Below are 22,361 nucleotides of genomic sequence, written 5' to 3' on the forward strand. Positions count from 1 at the left end.
TCCGCAACACGTGGCGCGGGCTCACCTCGATGAGGACCGCGCTGACCCTGCTGTTCCTGCTCGCGCTCGCGGCCATGCCCGGTGCGTTGCTGCCCCAGCTGTCGTTGAACGCGCAGAAGGTCGACGAGTACGTCGCGCAGCACGGCTGGTGGGGGCAGTTCCTGCTCAAGCTCGGGTTCTTCGAGGTCTACGCCACGCCGTGGTTCGCGGCGATCTACCTGCTGCTGTTCACGTCCCTCGTCGGGTGCCTGCTGCCGCGCACGTGGGAGTACTTCAAGCAGATGCGCGCGAAGCCGGTGCTGACGCCGCGCAACCTCTCGCGAATGCCGCACCACGCGCAGGCCGTGCTCGACGTGACGCCGGAAGAGGCTGTGGGGCGCGCCAAGAGGGCCATGCGCGGCTGGCGGATGGACGCCGGTGAGGACACGGTCAGCGCCGAGCGCGGGTTCCTGCGGGAGACCGGCAACCTGGTCTTCCACTTCGCGCTGCTCGGGCTGCTGGTCTCGTTCGCGCTGGGCAAGATGTACAACTACGAGGGCCAGGTCATCGTCCAGGCCAACGGCGGCCAGTTCTGCAACGGCGGCATCTTCAACTACGACCAGTTCCGGCCCGGCCTGCGGGTCGACGGCACCGACCTCACGCCGTTCTGCGTCGAGATCGGCAAGTTCTCCGCCGAGTACCTCGAGAACGGCCAGCCCGTCGACTACCAGGCGGACATCCGCTACCAGTCGGGCGAGGACCTCACCACGAACACGTGGCGGCCCTACACCCTGCAGGTCAACCATCCGCTGCGCACCAGCGGCGACCGGCTCTACCTGCTCGGCCACGGGTACACGCCGACGTTCACGGTGACGTTCCCCAACGGCGAGAAGCGCACGCAGGGCATCCAGTGGCTGCCGTCGGACCAGCTCACGCTGGCCTCCGAGGGTGCGACGAAGTTCGACCCGCCCGGCGTGACGGACTCCGAGCAGCGGCGCAAGAACCAGATCGCGGTCACGGGGCTGCTCGCGCCGACGCCGTTGCTGCACGGCAGCATCCTGAACTCGAAGTTCCCCGCGCTGAACAACCCGATGGTCGCGGTCGACGTGTACCGCGGTGACCTCGGCGTGGACGACGGCCGCGGCCAGTCGATCTTCTCGATCGACATGAAGATGGTCGAGCAGGGCCGGTTGCACAAGGTCGCGCGCAAGAACCTCGCGCTGGGTGAGGAAATCGCGCTCGACGACGGCACCAAGGTGCGGTTCGACTCTGTGAACGACTGGGTGTCGTTGCAGGTCTCGCACGACCCGACCCAGGGGTACGTGCTGGTGTTCGCCATCCTGATCATCCTCGGCCTCGGGGTCTCGCTGACCGTCAAGCGCCGGCGGGTGTGGGTGCGTGCGACCCCTCAGGACGACGGGCGTACGTTGGTCGAGGTCGGTGGGCTTGCCCGCACTGACCAGGCAGGATACGGCGAGGAGTTCACGCGGCTCGCCCGCGCGGTCTTGAACGAGGAGAAGTCCTGATGCCGGTCAACGAGACCCTCGCGACCTACAGCGACTGGCTGTACCGCAGCGCGCTGGGCGTCTACCTCTTCGCGGTTCTGCTGTACGCGGTCGAGCAGGCGTTCGCGCGTGCCCCGCGCAAGGCCGAAGCGCTGGTGGGCGCGGGTGCGCCGGTGCCAGGGCTGGTCGAACCGCAGGTCAGGACCGAGCTGAGCAAGCCGGAGCGCATCGGCCGCATGGGTGCCGCGCTGACCGTCCTCGGCGCGCTGCTGCACCTGGGCTCGCTGGTGATGCGCGGTCTCTCCGCCGGGCGTGCGCCCTGGGGCAACATGTACGAGTACATGTCGCTGCTGTGCCTCGCCGCGGTCGTGACGTGGCTCGTGCTGATGGTGAAGTTCCCGATCCGCCGCCTCGGCGCGTTCGTGCTGACGCCGATCCTGGTCCTGCTGTTCCTCGGCGGCACCGTCCTCTACGCCGAGTCCGCGCCCGTCCAGCCGGCGCTGCGGTCGTACTGGCTGGTGATTCACGTCTCGGTGATCTCGATCTCGTCCGGCGTGCTGCTGATCCCCGGTGTGACGTCGATCCTCTACCTGCTCAAGGCGAGCAGGCCCGACCGCTTCCCGAAGCTGCCGTCCGCCGACGTGCTCGACCGGATGTCCTACCGCACCACCGTGCTCGCGTTCCCGCTGTTCACCGCGGGCATCATCTGCGGCGCGATCTGGGCGGAAGCCGCGTGGGGCCGGTTCTGGGGCTGGGACCCCAAGGAGACCGTGGCGTTCGTCTCGTGGGTCGTCTACGCGGCGTATCTGCACGCACGGGCGACGGCCGGTTGGCGTGGCCGTGGGGCCGCTTGGATCAACGTCGTGGGCTTCGCGCTGAACGTGTTCAACCTGTTCTTCATCAACTTGGTCACCAGCGGGTTGCATTCGTACGCGGGTCTCTAACGAGTTAAGCCCCCAGGTCGATGGAACCGGCGTCGGTTGCGTACCGTCGCAACCTGGGGGTCGGGGAGGTCTCGATCCTCCTTGCTCAGGGAGGGCCACAGCGGTGAACTGGCAACCACCGGGTGAGGAACAGGGCACAAGCCCGCAGCACGTCGACTCGCAGACGGCCTACCTCGACCCGCAGCAGTCCGGTCCGCAGCACGTCAGCGGCGGTCAATCGGGTCCGTACAACCTCGGCGGCCCCCAAGCGGTGGACCCGTACCAGGTCCCCGGCAACGCGTCCGGCCCCTATCAGGTGCCCGGCAACGCCTCTGGTCCCTACCAGGTGCCCGGTTCGCAGTCCGGCGCGTACGCCGTGGACGGCTCTGGTCCGTACCAGGTGGGCGGCGGCCAATCGGGTGCTCATCAGATCGGTCCCGGGCAGTCCGGACCCCACAACACAGCCCAGTACGGCCAGTTCGCCGGGGCGCAGTACCCGAACAACTTCCCGCAGCAGCCTTATCGCTCGCAGGCGCAGGAAGTCTCGTCGCAGCAGCTGATCAAGAAGGAGAAGCGCCCGCCGGCGTCCGGCTGGCGCAAGTCGCTGCACGCGGTGACCGGTGGCGTGCTCAACCTCGGGGAGAGCCCTGCCGACATCCGGCGCCGTGAGCTGATCGCGCGGATCAACCAGCCGCTGCGCGGGTGCTACAAGATCGCGATGCTGTCGCTCAAGGGCGGCGTCGGCAAGACCACCACGACGACCACGCTGGGCTCGACGTTCTCGTCGCTGCGCGGTGACCGCGTGATCGCGGTCGACGCGAACCCCGACCGCGGCACGCTGGCGTTGAAGATCCCGCGGGAGACCACGGCGACCGTGCGGCACCTGCTGCGCGACGCGTCGCGGATCACTCGGTACAGCGACGTCCGCGCCTACACCTCGCAGTCGCCCGCGCGCCTCGAGGTGCTGGCGTCCGAGCAGGACCCCGCGGTGTCGGAGGCGTTCAGCGAGGACGACTACCGGCGCACGGTGGCGTTGCTCGAGCACTTCTACAACATCGTGCTCACCGACTGCGGCACCGGCCTGATGCACTCCGCGATGAAGGGCGTGCTGGACGAGGCCGACCAGCTGGTGCTGGTGTCGTCCGGCTCGGTCGACGGCGCGCAGACGTCGGCGGCGACGCTCGACTGGCTGGAGGCGCACGGCTACCGCGACCTGGTCGCGAAGTCCGTGTGCGTGATCAATTCGGTGCGCCCGAAGTCGGGCAAGGTCGACCTCGACAAGCTCGCCGCGCACTTCCAGCAGCGGTGCCGCGCCGTGGTCCGCCTGCCGTTCGACGAGCACCTCGAAGAGGGCGCGGAGATCGCGCTGGACCGGCTCGCGCCGGAGACCCGGCTCGCGTTGCTGGAACTCGGGGCCGTGGTGGCCGACGACTTCCCCAACACCTGACCGGGCAAGTTCTCACTCGGCGAAAGGGGCCCCGCGGGTTGGGGCCCCTTTTCCGTTCACTCGTCGCGTTTGCGCTGCTCGTCGAGCTTGCGCAGGAACTCCGGGTCGTCGTCAGGCGCGATCACCTTGCGGCCCGGGGTGTACTCCGAATGCTGTGGGGCGAACGCTCGCCACACGAGCACAGCCACGGTGAGCGCACCGATCACCGCCAGCAGGTAGATCATCTGGTCGCCACCTCCCTTTGCCACGAGATTACCCGCGGCACAGGGATTACTACGGTTTCAGTGCCGAACGGGTTCAGTCGCCTCGGTCGTGAGCTCCGACAGCAGAGCCTTCACCTCGGTCTCACGGAACCTGCGGTGTCCTCCAGGCGTGCGAATCGAGCCGATGCGACCTGCGGTGGCCCATCGGGTCACGGTCTTCGGGTCGACCCGGAACAGATTGGCGACTTCCCCGGGCGTCAACAGGCGCTCAGTGGCTGCAGTCACGCGTCCTCCTCAGATCAGACGTTCAGGTCTGATCGTGGCATCTCACCCTTCGGGTACTCGAACGCTTGTTTTTTGGTAAAGAGGTAGTAAGGGACGACCGGGGCGAACCGGACATGTGCTGTGCCCGTGGCCGCTGCTCCGCAGACGACGGCGGGTTCGCCAGGAAGTCGGTCGTCCGGCCACCGCTTCGCCGCAGATTGAGCTTCGCCGAATCCGCGACGAAGGGGCGACCGGACGACCGGCGCGAACTCGCGAACGGCACAGAAGGTCCCCGCGTGCGGGCAGGGCATAGGGTGTCGCGGGTGGATGCTCTTGATCGCCAGATCATCGCCGCACTGCGTGCCAACGGCCGGGCCACGTACGCCGATCTCGGCAGGCAGGTCGGCCTGTCCGCCTCCGCCGTGCACGAACGGGTCGGCAAGCTCGAGTCCAGCGGCGTGATCGTCGGGTATCACGCGGTCGTCGACCCCAGCGCGGTCGGCCTGGGCGTGACCGCGTTGATCGGCATCCACCCCACCGACATCGCGGACGACAACGAGGTCGCGGACGCGCTGAGCGAGCTCGTCGAGGTCGAGTCCTGCTACCGGGTGGCGGGCGACGAGTCGTTCATCGTGAAGGTCCGCGTGGCCACGGTGGACGACCTGGAGCGCTCTCTCGGGCGGCTGCGGCGCATCCCCGGCGTTGCCCGTACGCGCACGACCGTGGTGCTGTCCACGCGCTTCGAGGGGCGGCCGAACACCGGTGACGAGGAGAGCGACGTAACCTGAACGGGTGCTCGCTCGAGATGTGACGCTCTACGTCCTCGCCCGGCTCGGTCTCGTCGCGGTGGTGACGGGCGCGCTCATGCTGTTCAACGTTCCACTGCTTCCCGCGCTGGCCGTCGGCGTGGTGGTGGCGCTGCCTGCCTCGTTGTTCATCTTCAAGGGCCTGCGGCAGCGCGTGGCGGTCGGTCTGAACGAGCGCCAGGCGGTACGTCAGGCGGAGCGGGACAAGCTGCGCGCCGAGCTGCGTGGTGACGAAGGTCCTCTCACCCAGGCATAGGACCTCTGCGCGGTTATCGTGCCGCTGTGAGTACCTCCGTTGACCGTTGTTGCAGCAGGACCAGGCACTGGGTGTGCGAGGCCGTCGGGATCATCGAGGCGGACGCGAACCGCAGTGCGGACACGCACCTGCTGCGCTACCCCTTGCCGCTCGACTGGGGCATCGACCTCTACCTGAAGGACGAGTCGACGCACCCCACGGGCTCGTTGAAGCACCGGCTGGCGCGGTCTTTGTTCCTCTACGCGATCTGCAACGGCTGGATCACCGGTGGCACGCCCGTGATCGAGGCGTCGTCGGGGTCCACGGCGGTCTCCGAGGCGTACTTCGCGCGGCTGCTGGGACTGCCGTTCATCGCGGTGATGCCCCGCTCGACCTCGGCCGAGAAGGTCGCGTTGATCGAGCGGCAGGGCGGCAGGTGCCATTTCGTCGACGAGCCGTCGGCGATCTACGACGAGTCGCGGCGGCTGGCGAGTGAGCTCGGCGGCCACTTCATGGACCAGTTCACGCACGCCGAGCGCGCGACGGACTGGCGCGGCAACAACAACATCGCCGAGTCGATCTTCGACCAGATGAAGCTGGAGCCCTCGCCGGAACCCGACTGGGTGGTCGTGGGCGCCGGCACGGGCGGCACGTCGGCGACGATCGGCCGGTACATCCACTACCAGAAGCTGACCACGCGTCTGGCCGTGGTGGATCCCGAGTTCTCGGTGTTCTTCGACGCGTGGCGGGACAGCACGCCGGAGCTGGTGGGCACGCGCGGCTCGCGGATCGAGGGCATCGGGCGGCCGCGGGTGGAGCCGTCGTTCGTCGGTCAGGTGATCGACCGCATGATCAAGGTGCCGGACGCGGCGTCCGTGGCGACCATCCGGTACGTGGAGAACCTGCTCGGACGGCGGGTCGGCGGTTCGACCGGGACGAATCTCTGGGGAGCGTTCCAGATCGTCGCCGAGATGAGGCAGTCGCGCACGCGCGGGAGCGTGGTGACCTTGCTGTGCGACGGCGGCGAGCGTTACGCGAACACCTACTACGACGACTCATGGGTAGCCGCACAAGGCATGGATCTCGACCCGTGCCTGGAACGGCTGAACAACTTCCACCGCACGGGGAACTGGTGACGAGAGTCGTGCGTCACAGCGTGACCTGAGCACTTGAGTCCTGCAGGGGGGACCTGTGTCGTCGCTGTTCACCGACGCCGCCGAGCTGCGCGCGTACGCCGAGTATCTGCGCACCGAGGCGCGGGAGTTCGAGACGATCCGCAAGTACGTCCACACCACGGCGTGCGACAAGGCGGGCTTCACCGGCCTGCTGACGTTGCTGCAGCCGGGCGTGGACATCGTGCGCGCGCTGTTCGACGAGACGCTCGACTTCGGCAAGTCGAAGCTTGAGGGGACGGCGTCCGCGATGGACTCGACCGCTCAGGTCTACGAGGCCGTCGAGCGCGCCCAGCTGGCGATCTTCAACGGGATCCTGAAGTGACGACCGCGTACCGGGATCCGCGCCCGGTCTCCGCGTCCCTGAAGCAGCCGGAGGTCGACACGGCCTCCCTGAACGACGTCCTGGCCGACCAGGGCTGGGGCGTGCAGGCGGTCAACTGGGTGTTCGAGGCGGTGACCGGCGAAAGCCTGGTCGCCACGATCATCACGCCGATCACCGGTGACTGGTCGAAGATCCGTGCCGACGGCGACGCGTGGCGCATGGTCGGCAACGCGATGAACGACGTCTCGTACAACCTCACCGACGCGGTGGGCAAGGTGCGCGAGAACTGGGACGGCGACGCCGCCCGTGCCCACGAGCGGTACATCGCCCTGGGCTGGAAGGCCGCCCTGTTCGCCGAGATGGGTGTCACCCAGCTCATCGCGAAGGGCTTCGACACCGTCGCTTCCGGCGCCGAGGCCCTGGGCAAGCAGGCCGCGCGCCTGCTCGACTACCTCGTCAACAAGCTGCTCGAGGCCGCCGCCACCGTCTGGCTCCCGGTGGCGGGCTGGGTCAAGGCCGCCGAGATGGTCTGGAACGCGTACCAGATCTACCGGCGCGTGATGGACATCATCGACACGGTCAAGAAGCTCATCACGGACGTGAAGGCCCTGTTCGACGCCGTGGGCCGCGTCTTCTCGGCCATCGGCAAGCTGAAGGACGCCGACTCCCTCGCCGAGGCCATGAACGCCACCCAGGAGGTGGCCGAGGCGGGCCGAGACGTCCGCAACGCGGTCAACGACATCCGCGACGACATGACGTCCATCAAGGAATCCGCCACCGAGATCGCCGACCGCGGCCAGGACATCGGCTCCAAAGTCCGCGAGGTCTACACCCCGCCCGGTGCCGCCGACGGCACCAAACCGGCTGCCGTCACCTCCGTCGCTCCCGGCGGCGCCCCGGTCTCCGCTCCCCCCACGTTGCAGGGCGGCCCGGACACACCCGTCACGCACGCCGCGACGGCCGCGGGCCCCACGGTGTCCGCCCCGCCGACGCTGGGCTCGGGTTCCGGCGGCGGTCCCGGCGGTGCGCCCGTAGGTGGTCACAGCGGCGTACCGAGCGGAGGTCCCGGTGGCCCAGGGGCTCCCGTCCCGCGCCCCGACACCACGCACACGGCCGGCGCGGCCCCGGCAGCCGCACCGCCGTCGCACCACCAGACCCCGATGGGCGGCGCGATGCCCATGGGCGCAGCTCCGATGGCGGGCGGCGGCGATTCCACGCGCAGCTCCGGCTCACGGCCGGGCTCGTCCGCGGGCTCGGCCTGGCCCACCACTCCCGCGGGCTCGCCAGGCCAGGCAAAGCCTCCGGCCGGCGGCCTCCCGTCGCCTCCTGGCCACGCAAGCCCCGGCTCGGGTCTGCCCACCCCGCCCGGCCACTCGAACACCGGTTCCGGCGCAGGTGGACCCGGCGCGGGCGGCTCCCGGCCAGGTGGTGCGGGCCTGCCCACGCCGCCGTCGGGCACGGGCTCTCCCACGCACGCCACTCCGGGCTCTCCCACGCACTCGACTCCGGGCACGTCGGGATCGCACCCGACTCCCGGCTCGGGCCCGACTCCGGGTTCCGGCGGTAGCCTGCCCACGCCTCCCAGCGCCGCCTCTGGCACGGCGACGGCCCCGGCTCCCGCAGGTACGGGCGGCGGCCTTCCGTCCCCGCCCGGACACTCGACTCCCAGTGGTGGCGGCTTGCCGTCGCCTCCGGGGCACCCGTCCCCGAGTTCTGGCGGTGGCCTGCCGTCGCCTCCGGGGCACCCGTCCCCGAGTTCTGGCGGTGGCCTGCCCTCGCCTCCCGGACACCCGAGCCCCAGCACGGACCACTCGTCGCCCAGCGGCACGCCCTCGACCCCGTCCGGCACGACGCCTCATGACGGCGGCGCTCGTCCGCACGACACGACGCCCAACGGCTCGACGGACACCAAGCCGCACGACGCGCCGGCCGGCACCAAGCCGCACGACACGACTCCACAGGACTCCGGCACCAAGCCAGACGACGCGGACAGCCGACCCGACACCGACGCCAAGCCGCACGACACCGACGCCAAGCCCGACGACGCCAAGCCGAACGACACCGACGCGAGCGGTGCCGAGGACGTCAGGCCGCACGACCCCCAGCCCGACCACGACAACACCCCGGCCGGCCAGGACCCCGACCCCAAGCACACCGACAACGCGTCCACCGGCCACGACACCCAGCAGGACAACGGCACCGCCCCCGCTCCCACCGGCCCCGACCTCAAGGGCCACTTCGACGCCGCCGCGATGACCGCGCAAGGTCAGGGCTACCAGCACCAGCTGGAGCAGATCCTGCCCAACCAGGCCGACCGCGACCGGTACGTCGAGCTGAGCCGGAAGCTCTCCACCGAGCTCAGCGCGGACGAGGCCCAGCACGTGGCCGACGTCCGCAACCAGATCAAGGTCGACACCGGCGACATCGTCACCAAGGCGCTCAACCAGGGTGCGCTCAGCACCTACCTGCCCGACCAGCCGCACGCGCCGGGCTCCAGGCAGGCCGACTGGCAGAACCAGATGGGCGGTTCGATCGCCAGGGGGCAGGACGTCGCCCCCATCAACACCCCCGCGGGGCTGCGCGACGGGCTGGCGCTGGACGACAAGGGCAAGGGCTGGACGCCGATCCCCGAGAACGCCCAGTCCGCGATGCAGTTGCGGTACCAGATCACCGACCAGAACGTCGGCAACCACAACATCCCGTTCGGCGGGCCGAAGAAGGACGTGCCCGACTTCAACACGTTCGGGCCGCGGCAGGAGAGCGAGTACCAGTCGCCGCAGGAGCAGGCCCACTACGAGGCGAGCCAGAAGCAGATGGCGGCAGCGGGCGGCTCGACCAAGGTGTACGACGGCTACGACCCGTTCACCGGCACCGGCTCCACGATGGGTGGTGTGCCGGAGTGGCGGGTCGACGGCGGCACGCCGTTGCCGGATCGTGCCGAGATCTGGCAGGTGAACGAGGACGGCACTGAGAGACTGCACGCCGTGTACGACCGCAAGTTCGGCTGGACGAAGCTCTGATGACCAAGTACTCGCAGGAGATGGCCGAGTACCGCGGCGAGGTGTTCTACGCGGGCGGTGAAGGGGACCGGCACGTCTGGATCCGCAAGCTGCCCGGGGTGGCCTACGTCAACGACGAGGGCTTCCAGAACTACAACGGCCGTGAGCTCAAGACGGTCGCCGTCGAAGACCTCGACGCCTGGTACGTCGAGAAGATGACGGCGACCTGGCGCGGGCAGCCGTTCAACGTCATCTCGGTGGAGAACGGCAAGGCCGAGGCCGGGTACGCGGGCGGCGAGTACGTCTGGGCCGCGCAGAACGGTCTGGAAGGCGACCAGTACAACGGCTACCGGGCCACGCTCGACGTCGGCGAGCTGGCGGACGTGCAGGTCGACCGCACCGACTACCTCGCGCGGTGGAAGGAGAAGAACCCGGGATGAGCACCCCACAGGCCGTGCGCAAGGCCGCCGGCATCGGGCCGGAGACCATCCTGCAGAAGATCGTGCACCCCGCGATCGCGCAGCTCTACCTGGGCAACGTCGTCGTGCCGGGCAAGTTCGAGCCGCACCGCGCCGCCGGGTTCGTGACGCGCGGGCAGGACTTCCCGCAGGGCACCTCCGACCAGTTCGCGGAGGCGTTCGGCGTCGACAAGGTGGCGGACTGGCCGAAGGGCACGCAGTACCTGCTGCGGTTCCTGGCCCACACCACGGAGATCTTCGACACGAGCTTCGGCGGCCCGACGCTCGAAGGCGCGCAGAAGATGGGCACGACCCGCGTCTACCCGCTGCCCTTCACCGGCACCGGCTACACGCCGAGCGCGCAGCCGATCCCCGAGTACGTCATGGAGCTCACCGAGCTCCCGGCGGGCACCGAGCTGTGGCGGTTCGAGCCGGACGGCGAGGCGCGCAGCGTCGGCAAGTACCTCAACCGGCAGACCGGCTGGATCCCCACGGGTGACGTCGGCTTCGGGCCGGGGAGGTACTGGCAGGCACCTGTTCCGCTGCGGCCGACCGTCCGGCGTGGACTCTGCGGCCGGTATCGCGGCCAGGACTTCGACGTCGACTTCGGTCCCGCGCCCGGCTCCGTGCTGCTGCACCCGCTGGCCGGCCAGCCGGCGCCGCCGGACTTCACCAACGGGGTCCTGGAGGTTCCGGACGCGGTGGTCGAGGATCTCGGCCTGCTGCGCAAGCTCTGCACGTTCCGCGGTGCCGAGTTCGAGATCCTCGGCATCATGGGTGACAACGCCGTACTGCACTTCCTCGGCGAGAACTACCAAACGGCACAGGAGCTTGGTCTGTCCGAAGTAGACTTCCGGCAGTGGCGCACCCTCGCGGCGCGCGGCGAGCTGACCGACGTCCGTGACGAGATCAGGCCGATCCAGCGGGGGCTTTTCGCGAGGGAGAACGGATGACCACGCCGAACGACAGCTGGAAGACGCCGGAGCTGCGCGCGGCGGAGGCCCAGGTCGACGCGCGCTTCAAGGAGGCGCAGGACCTCGCCAACCGGCTCAGGGACACGCCGCTGCCGCCGATTCCGCCGGTCGACTTCAAGGCGATCGCGCAGCAGGTCGAGCGGGCCGCGCAGGAGAAGGACGCGCCCGAGCAGCTGAAGGCCTTGAAGCGCAAGGTGGACGCGGGCGAGTTCACGTGGGAGGACGTCGTCTCCGGCAAGGCGGCGCAGGACCCCGACGTGCAGGCCATGCAGCAGGAGAACGTCAAGAAGATGAAGCAGGCGTTCCAGATGCTGCAGGAGGGCATGACCGCCGACGAGATCATGAACGCGCAGGGTCCGCGCAGAGGCCGGGGTGACGACGGCGACGAGAACGACCCCGACATCTTCGCGGAGGACAAGTGGTGATGACGGCTTGGCGGACACCGGACATCCACGCGGCGGAGGACTTCCTGACGAGCGCCGTCGCCGAGGCGGACCGTGCCATGCGGTCCGCCCAGCAGAACCTCAAGGGCAGGGAACCGTCCACTGAGGACGTTCGCAGGGTGATGCAGTTCGCCAAGTCGAGCGACGCGTCACCGGCGATGCGCCAGCTGGCCGACCGCATCGCCCGCGGTGCGGGACTCAGCTGGCGTCAGGTCCTCACCGGCGAGGCGTCGTACGATCCCCTTGTGCGCCAGGCACTCGAAGCCGACCGCGCGACGCTCAACGAGTTGATCAAGGGAGAGGCGGCACCTCCTCCGCCTCCGCGCAGGCCCGCACGCACCGACGACGACGACGAGCCGACCCAGTTCACCGAGGACGCCTGGTGAACGTCAGTCGAGGAACAACGCCGCGCTGATCAGCACCGCCCAGGCCAGCATCGCGAACCCGGTGAACTGCAGCACCGGGATCAGGTCACGGCCACCGCGCCCGGACGCCACTCGGCGCACGGCGGGCAGCAGCACCGGCGCCGCGAGGAACCCGAGCAACGCGTAAGGCACCCGCACGGTCATCCCGAGCGCGATCAGGAACGGCACCGCCACCAGCGCGAGGTACAGCCTGCGGGTGTCCTTGTCGCCCAGCACGACGGCCAGGGTTCGCTTGCCGGACACCGCATCCGTCGGGATGTCCCGCAGGTTGTTCGCCACCAGCACGGCGGCCGAGATCGACCCCATCGCGATGGACGCGCCGATGCCGATCCCGGTGATCTCCCCGGTCTGCACGTACAGCGTGCCCAGCACCGCGGCCGGCCCGAAGAACAGGAACACCGCGATCTCGCCGAGCCCCGCGTAACCGTACGGACGCTTGCCGCCGGTGTAGAACCACGCCCCGGCGATGCACACGGCGCCGAGCCCGAGCATCCACCAGTACCCGGACAGCACCACCAGCGCGATTCCTGCCAGCGCGCCGACGCCGAGCGAGATGAACGCCGCCAGCCGGACCTTCGCGGGCTCCGCGGCACCGGAACCGGTGAGCCGGAACGGTCCCACCCGGTTGTCGTCGGTGCCGCGGATGCCGTCGGAGTAGTCGTTGGCGTAGTTCACGCCGATCTGCAGCGCGACCGACACCACGAGCGCCAGCACCGTGTGGAGCGGTTTGAACTCGTCGATGTGGTGCGCCGCAGCCGCGCCCACGATCACCGGAGCGATCGAGTTCGGCAGGGTGCGCGGGCGGGTCCCCTGGATCCACTGGACGACTGAGGCCATGCCTCCATCCTCCGCCATGGCTACTGAGGACCAGCAAACGGGTGTATCAGCAGCTAGTCGCGCCGGACACGCCCGCCACGTACGCCTTGGCGATGTGCTTGCCGGACGCGATGCGGTACCAGATGTTCGAGGTGCCCTGCGTACCCGTCACCGACTCGCCCGTCAGCTGGCAGGTGACCCTGACCTGGGCGTAGTTCGCGGCCAGACCGACCTGCGAGGTGGAGGAGTTCGCGCCACTGCGTACGTTCACCGTGCCGTTCGCCGCCGACGTGCGGACCGTCCCGACAGGACCGGAGCCGGTCCACAGGTACGTCACGGTCACCCACGAGTTCGTGGTCAGCTTCAGTCCGTCCCAGAACGTCCCGTCGGCGAGGTCGATGCCAGCGGGGTTGGCGACCTCACGCCCGAACTGGTCCTTACCGCCGTTGTAGTTGTCCTGGTACGCGGCCTGCGCCTCGGGCTTGCCCTGCGGCAGGTCCTTCCACATCTCCCGCGTGCTGGACGGGTTCCAGTAGTCGTCCTTGGTGTTCCACGGGCCGACGTCCCACACCGGTGCCCACTCGCAACGGCCGTTCGACGCGCACACCTGCACGCTGTAGCTGCCGGAGTTGTTGGGCGCCAAGCCACGTCGTGACGGCAGCGCGACGAAGTGGTCGCGCGAACGGATCGTGTGGCCGTTCGCCGTGGTGCCGCCGACGAGGCCCTCGCGCGTCGCGTACACGCGGTACGAACGTCCAGCGGCAGCAACGGAAACATCTTCCGAAGCGGCCACCCGTGAAGCCGTCAGCTTGACTCGCGATGCCTTGCCACTGCTGAGAACAACGCGCGTCTGGATGGTGGACGTGGTCACCGGCAACGTGGCCGGCGCCTCCAGCCACTCGGTCCACTGACCGTCCGGGCGCAGACCACGCACGTCCACGACACCATCGCCGGTCACCGCCGCCGTGACCGCGTTCGCGGGCTGAGCGAGTCTGTGCGAGCCGAGCTCGATCAGACCCGTGCGCGGGGAGCCGCCCCACGTGACGGCGTGGCCGCTCACGTCGGCGGTCCACTCGTTGGAGGCTGCCTGGGCAGGGGACGCCAGTCCGACCGTCAACGCGGCTCCGGCGACCAGCGGTAACAGGTAGCGCATGAAGAAACCCCCATCGCTAACGCGCGCGGCTTGGGTCCGCACGCTTCGCGGGGAGAGTTGTCCTCAGCGGTAAAGGTTCACCTAAAAGAGTCGGCGACTGCCGTTCGGTCGACCTTGCCCGGTCCGCGCAACGGCAGCTCGGACACGAACCGCACGAGCTTCGGCACTGCTGCCCGGCCCGCGGCGTCCAGAACCGCAGCCTTCAGGTCTTCGAGAGAAGGCTCGTCGCCGCGCACGACGACTGCCGCTGCCACGACCTGGCCCCACTCGTCGTCCGGCACGCCGACGACACACGCCTCCAGCACGCCCTCAACGGTCGCCAGAGCCCGTTCCACCAGCACCGGCGGCACCTTCTCGCCACCCGTGACGATCACGTCGTCAGCGCGGCCCAGCACCTCCAGCCGCCCGTCGCGCAGCCGCCCGAGATCGCCGGTGCGGAACCACTCGCCGAACGGTTCCGCGCTGCCGCGGTAGCCCAGCGCCAGCACGGGCCCGCTGATCTCGATCACATCGTCGGTGCGCAGCCGGACGTCCCGCAACGGCTCACCGTCGTACACACATCCACCGGCCGTCTCGCTCATGCCGTACGTGGTGACGACCTGCACGCCGAGCGCGCGCGCTTGCTGCAGGAGCTTCGGCGGGGTGGCGGCCCCGCCGATCAGCACGCCGTCGAACTGCCGCAGCGCCCAGAGCCCCGGTCCCTCGCCCACGACGAGCCGGGAGAGCTGCGTCGGCACCAGTGCGGTGTAGTGACGTCCCGGCTGGGCGAGCACCGGCTGGGCGGCCTGCGCGAACCCCATCGCGCGGAAGCCCTTCGACATGTCGAGCACGCCGGGTGTGGTGCCGGCGACGATCGACCGCACCAGCACCTGGATCCCGGCGATGTGGCTGGTGGGCAACGCCAGCAGCCACGTGCCGGGCCCGCCGAGCCGCTCGTGGGTGGCCTGCGCCGACGTGGTCAGCGCGTCGGCGTCGAGCAGCACTGTCTTCGGCTCGCCCGTCGACCCGGAGGTGGGCACGCCGAGCACGGCCCGCTTCTCCCAGCCGTCGAGCGGGCCGTCGACCAGTGGCTCTCCGCCGGCGAGCGCCGCGCGCAGCTCGTCGATCATCAGAAGTAGTACGGGTAGTTCGACCAGTCGGGGTCGCGCTTCTCCAGGAACGCGTCCCGGCCCTCGACGGCCTCGTCGGTCATGTACGCGAGCCGGGTCGTCTCACCGGCGAACAGCTGCTGTCCCACCAGTCCGTCATCGATCAGGTTGAACGCGTACTTGAGCATCCGCTGGGCGGTGGGCGACTTCCCGTTGATCTCGCGGGCCCACTGCAGCGCCGTGGTCTCCAGCTCCGCGTGCGGCACGACGGCGTTGACCGCGCCCATCCTGTGCATCTCCTCGGCGGAGTACGTGCGGCCGAGGAAGAAGATCTCGCGGGCGAACTTCTGGCCGACCTGCCGCGCCAGGTACGCCGAGCCGTAGCCGCCGTCGAACGAGCCGACGTCCGCGTCGGTCTGCTTGAACTTCGCGTGCTCCTCGCTCGCGAGCGTGAGATCGCACACCACGTGCAGGCTGTGGCCACCACCCGCGGCCCAGCCGGGCACGACCGCGATGACGACCTTCGGCATGAACCTGATCAGTCGCTGGCACTCCAGGATGTGCAGCCGCCCCGCCCGCGCCGGGTCCACCGTGTCGGCCGTCTCACCGGAGGCGTACTGGTAACCGCTGCGCCCGCGAATCCGCTGGTCACCGCCACTGCAGAACGCCCAGCCGCCGTCGCGCGGGGACGGTCCGTTGCCGGTCAGCAGCACGCAGCCGACGTCGGACGACATCCGCGCGTGGTCGAGCGCCTGGTACAGCTCGTCCACGGTGTGCGGCCGGAACGCGTTGCGCACCTCGGGGCGGTTGAACGCGATGCGGACCGTGCCCTGGTCGATGGCGCGGTGGTACGTGATGTCGGTGAAGTCGAAGCCCTCGACGGACTTCCACAGCGACGGGTCGAAGAGCTCCTGATCTGCCACGGTCTGAGACTCTAGGCGCATGAATTCGTCCACGGCGCAGGCGAGGGTGATCGTCGACGAACTGGTCGGCAACGGCGTGCGCCACGCCGTGCTGTGTCCCGGTTCGCGCAACGCCCCGCTGTCGTTCGCACTGCATCAGGCCGAGCAGAAAGGCCTGCTCACGCTGCACGTGCGGATCGACGAGCGCAGCGCGGGCTTCCTCGCGCTCGGCCTGGCCAAGACGGGCACGCCCGCCGTCGTCACCTGTACGAGTGGCACGGCCGTGGCGAACCTGCACCCCGCCGTGATCGAGGCGCAGCTGACCGGCGTGCCGTTGATCGCACTGACCGCGGACCGCCCGGTCGACCTGTACCGCACCGGCGCGAGCCAGACGATCAACCAGTACGACGTCCTCGGCCTCCCCACCCTGCACCTGCCGGAGGCCGCCGACGAGCCGACCACGCGCTCGTTGATCTGCCGCGCGATCGCGACTCCCGGCCCGACGCACGTGAACGTGCCGTTCCGGCCGCCGCTCACCCCGGACGACTCCTCCTGGCCCTCGTCCGACCGCACTCCGTGGACCGCGACGGACCGCACGTTCACCGTCGAGACCAGGCCGTCGGACCTCCCGCCCCGCACGCTCGTGCTGCTCGGCGACGACCACCCGGACCGGCTGCGCGGAGCGTCAGAGCTCGGCTGGCCGGTGATCGCCGAGCCGACCGCGCCCGGCGGCCTGCGCCACGGATCGCTGCTGCTCAACGCCGGTCTGCCCGCGCACCTCCAGCCGGACGCGGTGCTCGTCGTCGGCCGGGTCACCCTGTCGCGGGGCCAGCAGGCACTGCTGCGGCAGACGAAGATCGTGCACGCCGTCGGCGACCAGGCGAAGTGGCCGGACGTGCAGTTCACCGCCAGCCGGGCGTCGACCTGGCTGCCCGAACCGGCCGAGCTCGACGGCGAGTGGGCGCAGGCGTGGCAGAGCACGGTGAAGAACGTCAGCGTCGCCGTCGACGAGCTGCTGGACGCCGAGCCGTGGCCGACCGGCCTGCACGTCGCTCGCGACCTCACGCAGGCGATGCCATCGGGCTCGCTGCTGTTCGTCGGCTCGTCCAACCCGATCCGCGACGTCGACCACGTGGGCGAGCGCCGTCCGGACATCACCGTGCACGCCAACCGCGGCGCCGCGGGCATCGACGGCAGCGTGTCCACGGCCGTCGGTCTCGCCGTGACCCATCAGGGTCCTTCATACGCGCTGATGGGAGACCTGACTTTCCTGCACGACATCAACGGCCTGCTCGCCGACCACCGGCCGGATCTCACGATCGTCGTGCTCAACGACGACGGTGGCGGGATCTTTTCGTTGCTGGAACAAGGTGCGCCCGAGTACGGCGGTAGTTTTGAAAGAATCTTCGGCACTCCGCACGGCACGGATCTGGCCGCTTTGTGCGCGGGCTACCGAATTCCTCACTCCACAATGGACGGCCAGGAGGAGTTCCGTAGCGCACTTGCGCGCCCGGAGGGCCTCCGAGTGGTGGAAGTGCAGGCAAAACGACACGGGCTGAGGACGTTGCACCAGAGTCTCAAGTCGACTGTGTCAACCATTTTCGCCAGGTAGGAAACATACGTAAGTCGGTGGCTCGAACGTCAAATGTGTGGATAGCGTCCCGCGCATGTCGATCAGATCCAAGGCGACGACCGCGGTCGCGTCCGCGGCTGCGATGACGCTCTTCGCGGGGACGGCGCTAGCCGCGTCCCCCGGTGCACCCGGCGCCGGTGACCCGTACTTCCCGGAGTACGGCAACGGCGGATACGACGTCTCCCACTACGACATCAGGCTCAACTACAACCCGAACGGCGACCAGCTGTCCGGCACCACGACGATCCTCGCCAGGGCCACCCAGGACCTGACGCAGTTCAACCTGGACTTCCTGCTCAAGGTGAAGTCGGTCCGGGTGAACAACGCGCCGGCCTCCTTCGTGTCCGACGACGGCGAGCTGACCCTCACCCCGCGCGGAGGCGTGCGCAAGGGCCAGGACCTGACCATCGTCGTCACGTACGCCGACACGCCGTCCGCCGTGAAGGACCGCAACGGCATCACGCCGTGGACGAAGACTCCCGACGGCGCCCTCGCCATCGGTGAGCCGGAGATCTCCTCCTGGTGGTACCCGTCCAACGACCACCCCACCGACAAGGCCACCTTCGACGTGAACGTCGCCGTCCCGAACGGCGTCGAGGCGATCTCGAACGGGACGTTCGTCGGCCAGACCCGCCAGATCAACGGCTGGACCCGCTGGAACTGGCGCAGCACCAAGCCGCAGGCGACCTACCTGACGTTCCTGGCGATCGGCCAGTTCGAGATCCGTCAGTACGCGGCGCCCAACGGCCAGCCGGTCGTGAACGCCTACTCCGAGCGCCTCGGCGAGCACACCGACGCCGCCAAGTCGAGCATCGAGCGCACGCCCGAGGTCACCGAGTTCCTGGTGGAGAACTTCGGCCCGTACCCGTTCGAGGCGCAGGGCGGCGTCGTCACGCCGGACCTCGGCTACGCACTCGAGAACCAGACCCGCTCGACCTACGACGACGCGTTCTTCCGTCGCGGCGCCAACACCTACGTCGTGGCGCACGAGGTCGCGCACCAGTGGTTCGGCGACTCGGTGTCCGTGCACCACTGGCGCGACATCTGGCTGAACGAGGGCTTCGCCTCCTACGCCGAGTTCCTGTGGTCCGAGCACGTCGGTGAGGGCACGGCTCAGGAGAACGCCGACTTCATCTACGACTCGTACCCGGCCGACGACGAGTTCTGGCAGGTCCTGCCCGGCGACCCCGGCCCCTCGAACGTCTTCCACGGCGCCGTCTACGACCGCGGCGCGCTCGCCGTGCACGCCCTGCGCGTGGCCGTCGGCGACGAGAAGTTCTTCGAGATCCTGAAGACGTGGCTGGCCGAGAAGCGCTACGGCGACGCCACGATCGAGGAGTTCATCGCGCTCGCCGAGCGGGTGTCGGGGCAGCAGCTCGACCAGCTGTTCCAGACGTGGCTCTTCACCAAGGGCAAGCCGGCGGAGGCGCCTGGCCGTCCTGCGGACGCGGCCAAGTCGCTGTCCGTGAAGGCGGAGCCGAAGTCGCGCGCCAAGATCCAGCTGACGCACGAGCTGCTGGGCGCGCACAAGCACTGAGTGTCAGACCGGCTGAGTACGTTGTGACGCAGGGGTTCCCAGCTCAGGGGGACCCCTGCGTCAGCTCGGGGGAGCGGGAGAATGGGCACCAAACCGACCGACAACGGCCGCGAGATCCCGTGGCTCGACAACATGGTTCGCCCTGTCGTCCGCCTCCACCCCGCACCAGGCCCGGCCGGGCCGACCGACAGCCACCTCGGCGGCCCGATGCTGTGGCCGCGGCACGAACCCTGGCCGCAGTGCGACGGCGCCGGGCACCGGGGCAGCCTCGACCTGACCGACGAACAGGTCCGCGGCCTGCCCACGCCCTTCGCCGCCGGTGTGCAGCTGTACCGGCACGACTTCCCGGAGTTGCCGTTCCCCGACGGCACCGACGTGCTCCAGGTGTTCTTGTGCCCGCTCGTGCACGACGGCCACTGGGGCCCGGACGTCCGCCTCGTGTGGCGCGCGGCCGGCCAGGTCACCGATCCGCTCGCGGACCAGCCCGTCCCGGTCCTGGTGGACCCGATGTACGCGTTCCGGCCGTGTGTGTTCAACCCGTGTCGTGCCAACGAGTACCCGATGATGTGCGACGTCCCGCGCGAGCTGTTGTACGAGCTGGAGTTCGCCAAGGCCGACGGCTTCGACCACGCCAACCACGAGACCTGGCCGTGCCTCGGCGACGCCACCAAGATCGGCGGCTGGACCCGGTGGTTCGCCAGCGATCCGTACGACATGGACTGTCCCGACTGCGGCGCCACCCGCGTGCAGCTGCTCGCGCTGGCGGCACATGAGGACGAGTGCGCCGAGTGTGACCAGCCGACAGGCGAACACGTGGGCTGGGAGTTCATCGGGGGCAGCGGTGCGTTGAACGTCTTGGTGTGCCCGAAGGACGTCCGCCACACCATGAAGCTGCAAATCGAGTAGCGAAGCCGTCCTGGACCGGACCGAATTCGCCGAGCAGACCGCGAACCAGATCCGCGCAACCGGCGGCCGAGCCATCGCGGTCCAGGCCGACGTCAGCGACTGCGCGGCAGCTTCCTCATGCTCAAGGCCACCGCCCCGGCGATGCGCGAAGCCGGCTGGGGCCGCATCGTCAACATCTCCAGCATCTCCGCGCTGGTCGACGACGACCGGGCCGACTACGTCGCCGCCAAGGCCGGTCTGGAAGGGTTGACCAGAGCCCGCAGCCCTCGACCTCGCGCCGCACGGCTTCACCGTGAACGCGGTCGGGCCGGGCGTGGTGTGGACGGGGATGACCGACGTGAGCGCCGTCCTGTTCTTCACGGCCGACGACGCCGACTTCGTGACGGGCCAGGTCCTCTACGTCAGCGGCGGCCCGCACGGCTAGAGGCCTTCCAACGCCTCTCGCATCGGCCGCATCTTGGCGTGCGCCTCCTGCACCTCGATGTCCGGATCCGAATCCGCAACGAGCCCACACCCCGCGAACAACCGCGCGGTCGACCCGGTGATCTGCGCGCACCGCAGCGCGATCCCGAGCTCGCCGTCGCCGTTCCCGTCGATCCATCCGACCGGCCCGGCGTACCGCCCGCGATCCATGCCCTCGAGCTGGCCGATCAACGTCGTGGCGTCGAGCCGGGGCGTCCCACCCACCGCCGCCGTCGGGTGCACCGCCTCGCCGAGGTGGAGCAACGACACGGAAGAGCTCAACGTGCCGATGACGTCGCTGGACAGGTGCGACACGTTGGGCAGCCGCAAAACCGAAGGGCCCTCGACCGACATCGTCGTGCAAAAGGGACGCAACGTCTCCGCGAGAGAAGTGATCGCGTAGTCGTGTTCTTCCAGGTTCTTCTCCGACGACATCAACGCCGCGGCGAGCTCCTCGTCCGAAACCCCGTCGTGCGGCCACGTCGTGCCGGCCAGCACCCGCGAGTCCACGACCGCGCCGGTGCGGCGCAGCAGCAGCTCGGGTGTGGCACCCACCAGACCGTCCACCGCGTACGCCCAGCACTCCGGGTAACGACGGGCCAGGCCTTGCAGCACGAACCGCTGGTCGAGCCGCCGGTCCGTCACCGCGACCAGGTCGTGGGCGAGCACGACCTTGTCCAGCTCGCCGCCCCGCATGCGTGCCACGGCCTTGCGGACGGCCTCGCGGTACTGCGTGACCGGCAGCTGGCCGTTCGCGTACCGGACGGTCGAGGGGCGGGAAAGCGGCGCGACCTCGGGATCGGTGTCACCGGCGCCGATCGTGGTGATCCACTGCTGACCGTTGCGGCGGCCGACCACGACCTCGGGGACGATCAGCACCGAGTCGCCGGGCGAGTCGGCGAAGGCCATCGAGATGAACGCCACCGGGCCGCTGCCCGGCACGCCCAGCTCGTCGTCGACGTCGAGGTGGGCGCAGAACTCGCGCCACCACTTGTCGGCCTGTGCGAACCTGTCCGGGCCGCTGACCTCGAGCCGTGCGGCCTCACCCCAGCCGACCAGGCCGGAACCGTCGCGCACCCAGGCCAGCGCGTGCTCCGGGTCTGGCAGCAGTCCGAGCAGGTCGCCGGCGGCGTCCTGCCTCGACCGGACGCGGATCCGCTGCCGTGCTCGCGATGTGGGTGCTGAGGTCACTCTCCGACTGTATGGACCTCAACCTGAAAGCGCGGCACCCGCCCGGCTCTAGACTTCTCAGTTGTGGTGGAGGACGCAGTGACCAAGCCGCCGCTCGGCGTACGCGTCCGCCGTGCGGTGAGCCGCGCTTTGCTCGTGGTCGGCGGGGTGGTCACGCTCGTCTGCGTGCTGCTGCCGATCGCCTGCTGGCGGGATGACGTGGCCATCGAGCGGAACATGGGGCAGGCGGTCGCGCAGGTCGACTCCGTCGCCTTCAACAGGACGGTTGTGCGGTACGCCACACCGGACGGTCGCGTGATGATCCCGTCGCAGGGAGTGCTGTACCCGTCCGGGCTGAACGTCGGGGACAACGTGCGGGTCGAGTACGACCAGACGAACCCGGAGCTGACGCGGGTGGCGGGGCGGAGCGCGGTTCTCAGCCTGTTGCCCGTCGGCACGTTCCTCGTGGCCGTCTGGATCGCCATCGCGGCGGTTGTGACAGTTCTGCGCAGATTCGGCACGCAGGTGTAACATCG

Annotated in this window: 24 protein-coding genes and 1 pseudogene; 18 read left to right on the plus strand and 7 right to left on the minus strand. The window is 69.5% G+C overall.

Annotated elements, in window-relative coordinates; genetic code table 11:
• The first annotated feature begins 29 nt into the window (after positions 1 to 29).
• The 3 genes from resB to C8D87_RS11985 all read left to right on the plus strand — a co-directional run bounded on the left by resB (position 30) and on the right by C8D87_RS11985 (position 3,854).
• Positions 30 to 1,505, plus strand: a complete 1,476-nt coding sequence (gene resB / locus C8D87_RS11975) for a cytochrome c biogenesis protein ResB (protein WP_112227052.1) — start codon at positions 30 to 32, stop codon at positions 1,503 to 1,505.
• On the plus strand, positions 1,505 to 2,428 hold the full coding sequence (ccsB, locus tag C8D87_RS11980; RefSeq protein WP_112226689.1) for a c-type cytochrome biogenesis protein CcsB: 924 nt from the start codon (positions 1,505 to 1,507) through the stop codon (positions 2,426 to 2,428). The genes resB and ccsB overlap by 1 nt, the downstream gene beginning before the upstream one ends.
• Before the next feature lie 103 nt (positions 2,429 to 2,531).
• Positions 2,532 to 3,854, plus strand: a complete 1,323-nt coding sequence (locus tag C8D87_RS11985; RefSeq protein ID WP_112226690.1) for a MinD/ParA family ATP-binding protein — start codon at positions 2,532 to 2,534, stop codon at positions 3,852 to 3,854.
• Positions 3,855 to 3,910: 56 nt separating this feature from the next.
• Here the strand turns inward: C8D87_RS11985 and C8D87_RS45840 are convergent, their stop codons facing one another.
• Both C8D87_RS45840 and C8D87_RS11995 read right to left on the minus strand, forming a co-directional pair.
• Positions 3,911 to 4,078 (minus strand): hypothetical protein, encoded by a 168-nt coding sequence (locus C8D87_RS45840; protein WP_086667950.1) that lies wholly within the window; start codon positions 4,076 to 4,078, stop codon positions 3,911 to 3,913.
• A gap of 57 nt (positions 4,079 to 4,135) precedes the next feature.
• A complete protein-coding gene (locus C8D87_RS11995; protein ID WP_030473853.1) occupies positions 4,136 to 4,342 on the minus strand; it encodes a BldC family transcriptional regulator in 207 nt (68 codons plus the stop codon).
• Positions 4,343 to 4,644: 302 nt separating this feature from the next.
• Between C8D87_RS11995 and C8D87_RS12000 the strand changes: the two genes are divergently transcribed.
• Genes C8D87_RS12000 through C8D87_RS12040 form a run of 9 tightly spaced genes read left to right on the plus strand, consistent with a single transcriptional unit; the run spans position 4,645 to position 12,119 of the window.
• Positions 4,645 to 5,109: an Lrp/AsnC family transcriptional regulator gene (locus tag C8D87_RS12000; RefSeq protein WP_109628987.1), complete on the plus strand. Its 465-nt coding sequence runs from the start codon at positions 4,645 to 4,647 to the stop codon at positions 5,107 to 5,109.
• Between the two features lie 4 nt (positions 5,110 to 5,113).
• A complete protein-coding gene (locus tag C8D87_RS12005; RefSeq protein WP_233439085.1) occupies positions 5,114 to 5,383 on the plus strand; it encodes a DUF4229 domain-containing protein in 270 nt (89 codons plus the stop codon).
• A 26-nt stretch (positions 5,384 to 5,409) separates the two neighbouring features.
• Complete coding sequence (gene cds1, locus C8D87_RS12010) at positions 5,410 to 6,498, plus strand: L-cysteine desulfhydrase Cds1 (RefSeq protein ID WP_112226691.1); 1,089 nt, start codon at positions 5,410 to 5,412, stop codon at positions 6,496 to 6,498.
• A 55-nt stretch (positions 6,499 to 6,553) separates the two neighbouring features.
• Complete coding sequence (locus tag C8D87_RS12015) at positions 6,554 to 6,859, plus strand: hypothetical protein (RefSeq protein ID WP_112226692.1); 306 nt, start codon at positions 6,554 to 6,556, stop codon at positions 6,857 to 6,859.
• The gene (locus tag C8D87_RS12020) at positions 6,856 to 9,879 is read left to right on the plus strand and encodes a methyl-accepting chemotaxis protein (protein WP_112226693.1); all 3,024 of its coding nucleotides are present in this window, start codon (positions 6,856 to 6,858) and stop codon (positions 9,877 to 9,879) included. Before C8D87_RS12015 ends, C8D87_RS12020 begins: the two co-directional genes overlap by 4 nt.
• Positions 9,879 to 10,298 (plus strand): hypothetical protein, encoded by a 420-nt coding sequence (locus tag C8D87_RS12025; protein ID WP_109628977.1) that lies wholly within the window; start codon positions 9,879 to 9,881, stop codon positions 10,296 to 10,298. The genes C8D87_RS12020 and C8D87_RS12025 overlap by 1 nt, the downstream gene beginning before the upstream one ends.
• A complete protein-coding gene (locus C8D87_RS12030) occupies positions 10,295 to 11,269 on the plus strand; it encodes a hypothetical protein (RefSeq protein WP_109628974.1) in 975 nt (324 codons plus the stop codon). The genes C8D87_RS12025 and C8D87_RS12030 overlap by 4 nt, the downstream gene beginning before the upstream one ends.
• Complete coding sequence (locus C8D87_RS12035; protein ID WP_112226695.1) at positions 11,266 to 11,715, plus strand: hypothetical protein; 450 nt, start codon at positions 11,266 to 11,268, stop codon at positions 11,713 to 11,715. The genes C8D87_RS12030 and C8D87_RS12035 overlap by 4 nt, the downstream gene beginning before the upstream one ends.
• Positions 11,715 to 12,119 (plus strand): hypothetical protein, encoded by a 405-nt coding sequence (locus tag C8D87_RS12040; protein WP_112227053.1) that lies wholly within the window; start codon positions 11,715 to 11,717, stop codon positions 12,117 to 12,119. Before C8D87_RS12035 ends, C8D87_RS12040 begins: the two co-directional genes overlap by 1 nt.
• Positions 12,120 to 12,122: 3 nt before the next feature.
• On the opposite strand, the gene C8D87_RS12045 is transcribed toward C8D87_RS12040, so the two are convergent.
• The 4 genes from C8D87_RS12045 to C8D87_RS12060 all read right to left on the minus strand — a co-directional run bounded on the left by C8D87_RS12045 (position 12,123) and on the right by C8D87_RS12060 (position 16,138).
• Complete coding sequence (locus tag C8D87_RS12045; protein WP_112226696.1) at positions 12,123 to 12,995, minus strand: 1,4-dihydroxy-2-naphthoate polyprenyltransferase; 873 nt, start codon at positions 12,993 to 12,995, stop codon at positions 12,123 to 12,125.
• A 46-nt stretch (positions 12,996 to 13,041) separates the two neighbouring features.
• Positions 13,042 to 14,127, minus strand: a complete 1,086-nt coding sequence (locus tag C8D87_RS12050; protein WP_112226697.1) for a hypothetical protein — start codon at positions 14,125 to 14,127, stop codon at positions 13,042 to 13,044.
• 77 nt (positions 14,128 to 14,204) lie between these two features.
• The gene (gene menE, locus C8D87_RS12055; RefSeq protein WP_112226698.1) at positions 14,205 to 15,236 is read right to left on the minus strand and encodes an o-succinylbenzoate--CoA ligase; all 1,032 of its coding nucleotides are present in this window, start codon (positions 15,234 to 15,236) and stop codon (positions 14,205 to 14,207) included.
• Positions 15,236 to 16,138, minus strand: a complete 903-nt coding sequence (locus tag C8D87_RS12060) for a 1,4-dihydroxy-2-naphthoyl-CoA synthase (protein WP_411711357.1) — start codon at positions 16,136 to 16,138, stop codon at positions 15,236 to 15,238. The genes menE and C8D87_RS12060 overlap by 1 nt, the downstream gene beginning before the upstream one ends.
• 19 nt (positions 16,139 to 16,157) lie before the next feature.
• Here C8D87_RS12060 and menD point away from each other — a divergent pair, with 19 nt between their 5' ends.
• The 5 genes and pseudogenes from menD to C8D87_RS48535 all read left to right on the plus strand — a co-directional run bounded on the left by menD (position 16,158) and on the right by C8D87_RS48535 (position 20,617).
• The gene (gene menD, locus C8D87_RS12065) at positions 16,158 to 17,729 is read left to right on the plus strand and encodes a 2-succinyl-5-enolpyruvyl-6-hydroxy-3-cyclohexene-1-carboxylic-acid synthase (protein ID WP_112226700.1); all 1,572 of its coding nucleotides are present in this window, start codon (positions 16,158 to 16,160) and stop codon (positions 17,727 to 17,729) included.
• Between the two features lie 55 nt (positions 17,730 to 17,784).
• Positions 17,785 to 19,287, plus strand: coding sequence for a M1 family metallopeptidase (locus tag C8D87_RS12070; RefSeq protein ID WP_109628960.1), 1,503 nt, complete (start codon positions 17,785 to 17,787; stop codon positions 19,285 to 19,287).
• Between the two features lie 81 nt (positions 19,288 to 19,368).
• Positions 19,369 to 20,193 (plus strand): YwqG family protein, encoded by an 825-nt coding sequence (locus C8D87_RS12075; RefSeq protein WP_112226701.1) that lies wholly within the window; start codon positions 19,369 to 19,371, stop codon positions 20,191 to 20,193.
• A 99-nt stretch (positions 20,194 to 20,292) separates the two neighbouring features.
• Positions 20,293 to 20,439: pseudogene (locus tag C8D87_RS49125) on the plus strand (SDR family NAD(P)-dependent oxidoreductase); the annotation flags it as partial.
• A 46-nt stretch (positions 20,440 to 20,485) separates the two neighbouring features.
• On the plus strand, positions 20,486 to 20,617 hold the full coding sequence (locus C8D87_RS48535; protein ID WP_267899851.1) for a hypothetical protein: 132 nt from the start codon (positions 20,486 to 20,488) through the stop codon (positions 20,615 to 20,617).
• Here C8D87_RS48535 and C8D87_RS12085 read toward each other — a convergent pair.
• The gene (locus tag C8D87_RS12085) at positions 20,614 to 21,846 is read right to left on the minus strand and encodes an isochorismate synthase (RefSeq protein WP_109628954.1); all 1,233 of its coding nucleotides are present in this window, start codon (positions 21,844 to 21,846) and stop codon (positions 20,614 to 20,616) included. The genes C8D87_RS48535 and C8D87_RS12085 overlap by 4 nt on opposite strands.
• A gap of 78 nt (positions 21,847 to 21,924) precedes the next feature.
• Here C8D87_RS12085 and C8D87_RS12090 point away from each other — a divergent pair, with 78 nt between their 5' ends.
• Positions 21,925 to 22,356, plus strand: a complete 432-nt coding sequence (locus tag C8D87_RS12090; protein ID WP_233439084.1) for a DUF3592 domain-containing protein — start codon at positions 21,925 to 21,927, stop codon at positions 22,354 to 22,356.
• Positions 22,357 to 22,361: the final 5 nt, after the last annotated feature.

It is taken from the genome of Lentzea atacamensis, from assembly GCF_003269295.1.
GTDB classification, from domain to species: domain Bacteria; phylum Actinomycetota; class Actinomycetes; order Mycobacteriales; family Pseudonocardiaceae; genus Lentzea; species Lentzea atacamensis.

Bases quoted from the DNA above. Each gene is read 5' to 3' on its own strand.
- resB (WP_112227052.1), top strand. From the start codon at position 30: ATGAGGACCGCGCTGACCCTGCTGTTCCTGCTCGCGCTCGCGGCCATG.
- ccsB (WP_112226689.1), top strand. From the start codon at position 1,505: ATGCCGGTCAACGAGACCCTCGCGACCTACAGCGACTGGCTGTACCGC.
- C8D87_RS45840 (WP_086667950.1), bottom strand. From the start codon at position 4,078: ATGATCTACCTGCTGGCGGTGATCGGTGCGCTCACCGTGGCTGTGCTC.
- C8D87_RS12025 (WP_109628977.1), top strand. From the start codon at position 9,879: ATGACCAAGTACTCGCAGGAGATGGCCGAGTACCGCGGCGAGGTGTTC.
- C8D87_RS12030 (WP_109628974.1), top strand. From the start codon at position 10,295: ATGAGCACCCCACAGGCCGTGCGCAAGGCCGCCGGCATCGGGCCGGAG.
- C8D87_RS12035 (WP_112226695.1), top strand. From the start codon at position 11,266: ATGACCACGCCGAACGACAGCTGGAAGACGCCGGAGCTGCGCGCGGCG.
- C8D87_RS12040 (WP_112227053.1), top strand. From the start codon at position 11,715: ATGACGGCTTGGCGGACACCGGACATCCACGCGGCGGAGGACTTCCTG.
- C8D87_RS12045 (WP_112226696.1), bottom strand. From the start codon at position 12,995: ATGGCCTCAGTCGTCCAGTGGATCCAGGGGACCCGCCCGCGCACCCTG.
- C8D87_RS12050 (WP_112226697.1), bottom strand. From the start codon at position 14,127: ATGCGCTACCTGTTACCGCTGGTCGCCGGAGCCGCGTTGACGGTCGGA.
- menE (WP_112226698.1), bottom strand. From the start codon at position 15,236: ATGATCGACGAGCTGCGCGCGGCGCTCGCCGGCGGAGAGCCACTGGTC.
- menD (WP_112226700.1), top strand. From the start codon at position 16,158: ATGAATTCGTCCACGGCGCAGGCGAGGGTGATCGTCGACGAACTGGTC.
- C8D87_RS12070 (WP_109628960.1), top strand. From the start codon at position 17,785: ATGTCGATCAGATCCAAGGCGACGACCGCGGTCGCGTCCGCGGCTGCG.
- C8D87_RS12075 (WP_112226701.1), top strand. From the start codon at position 19,369: ATGGGCACCAAACCGACCGACAACGGCCGCGAGATCCCGTGGCTCGAC.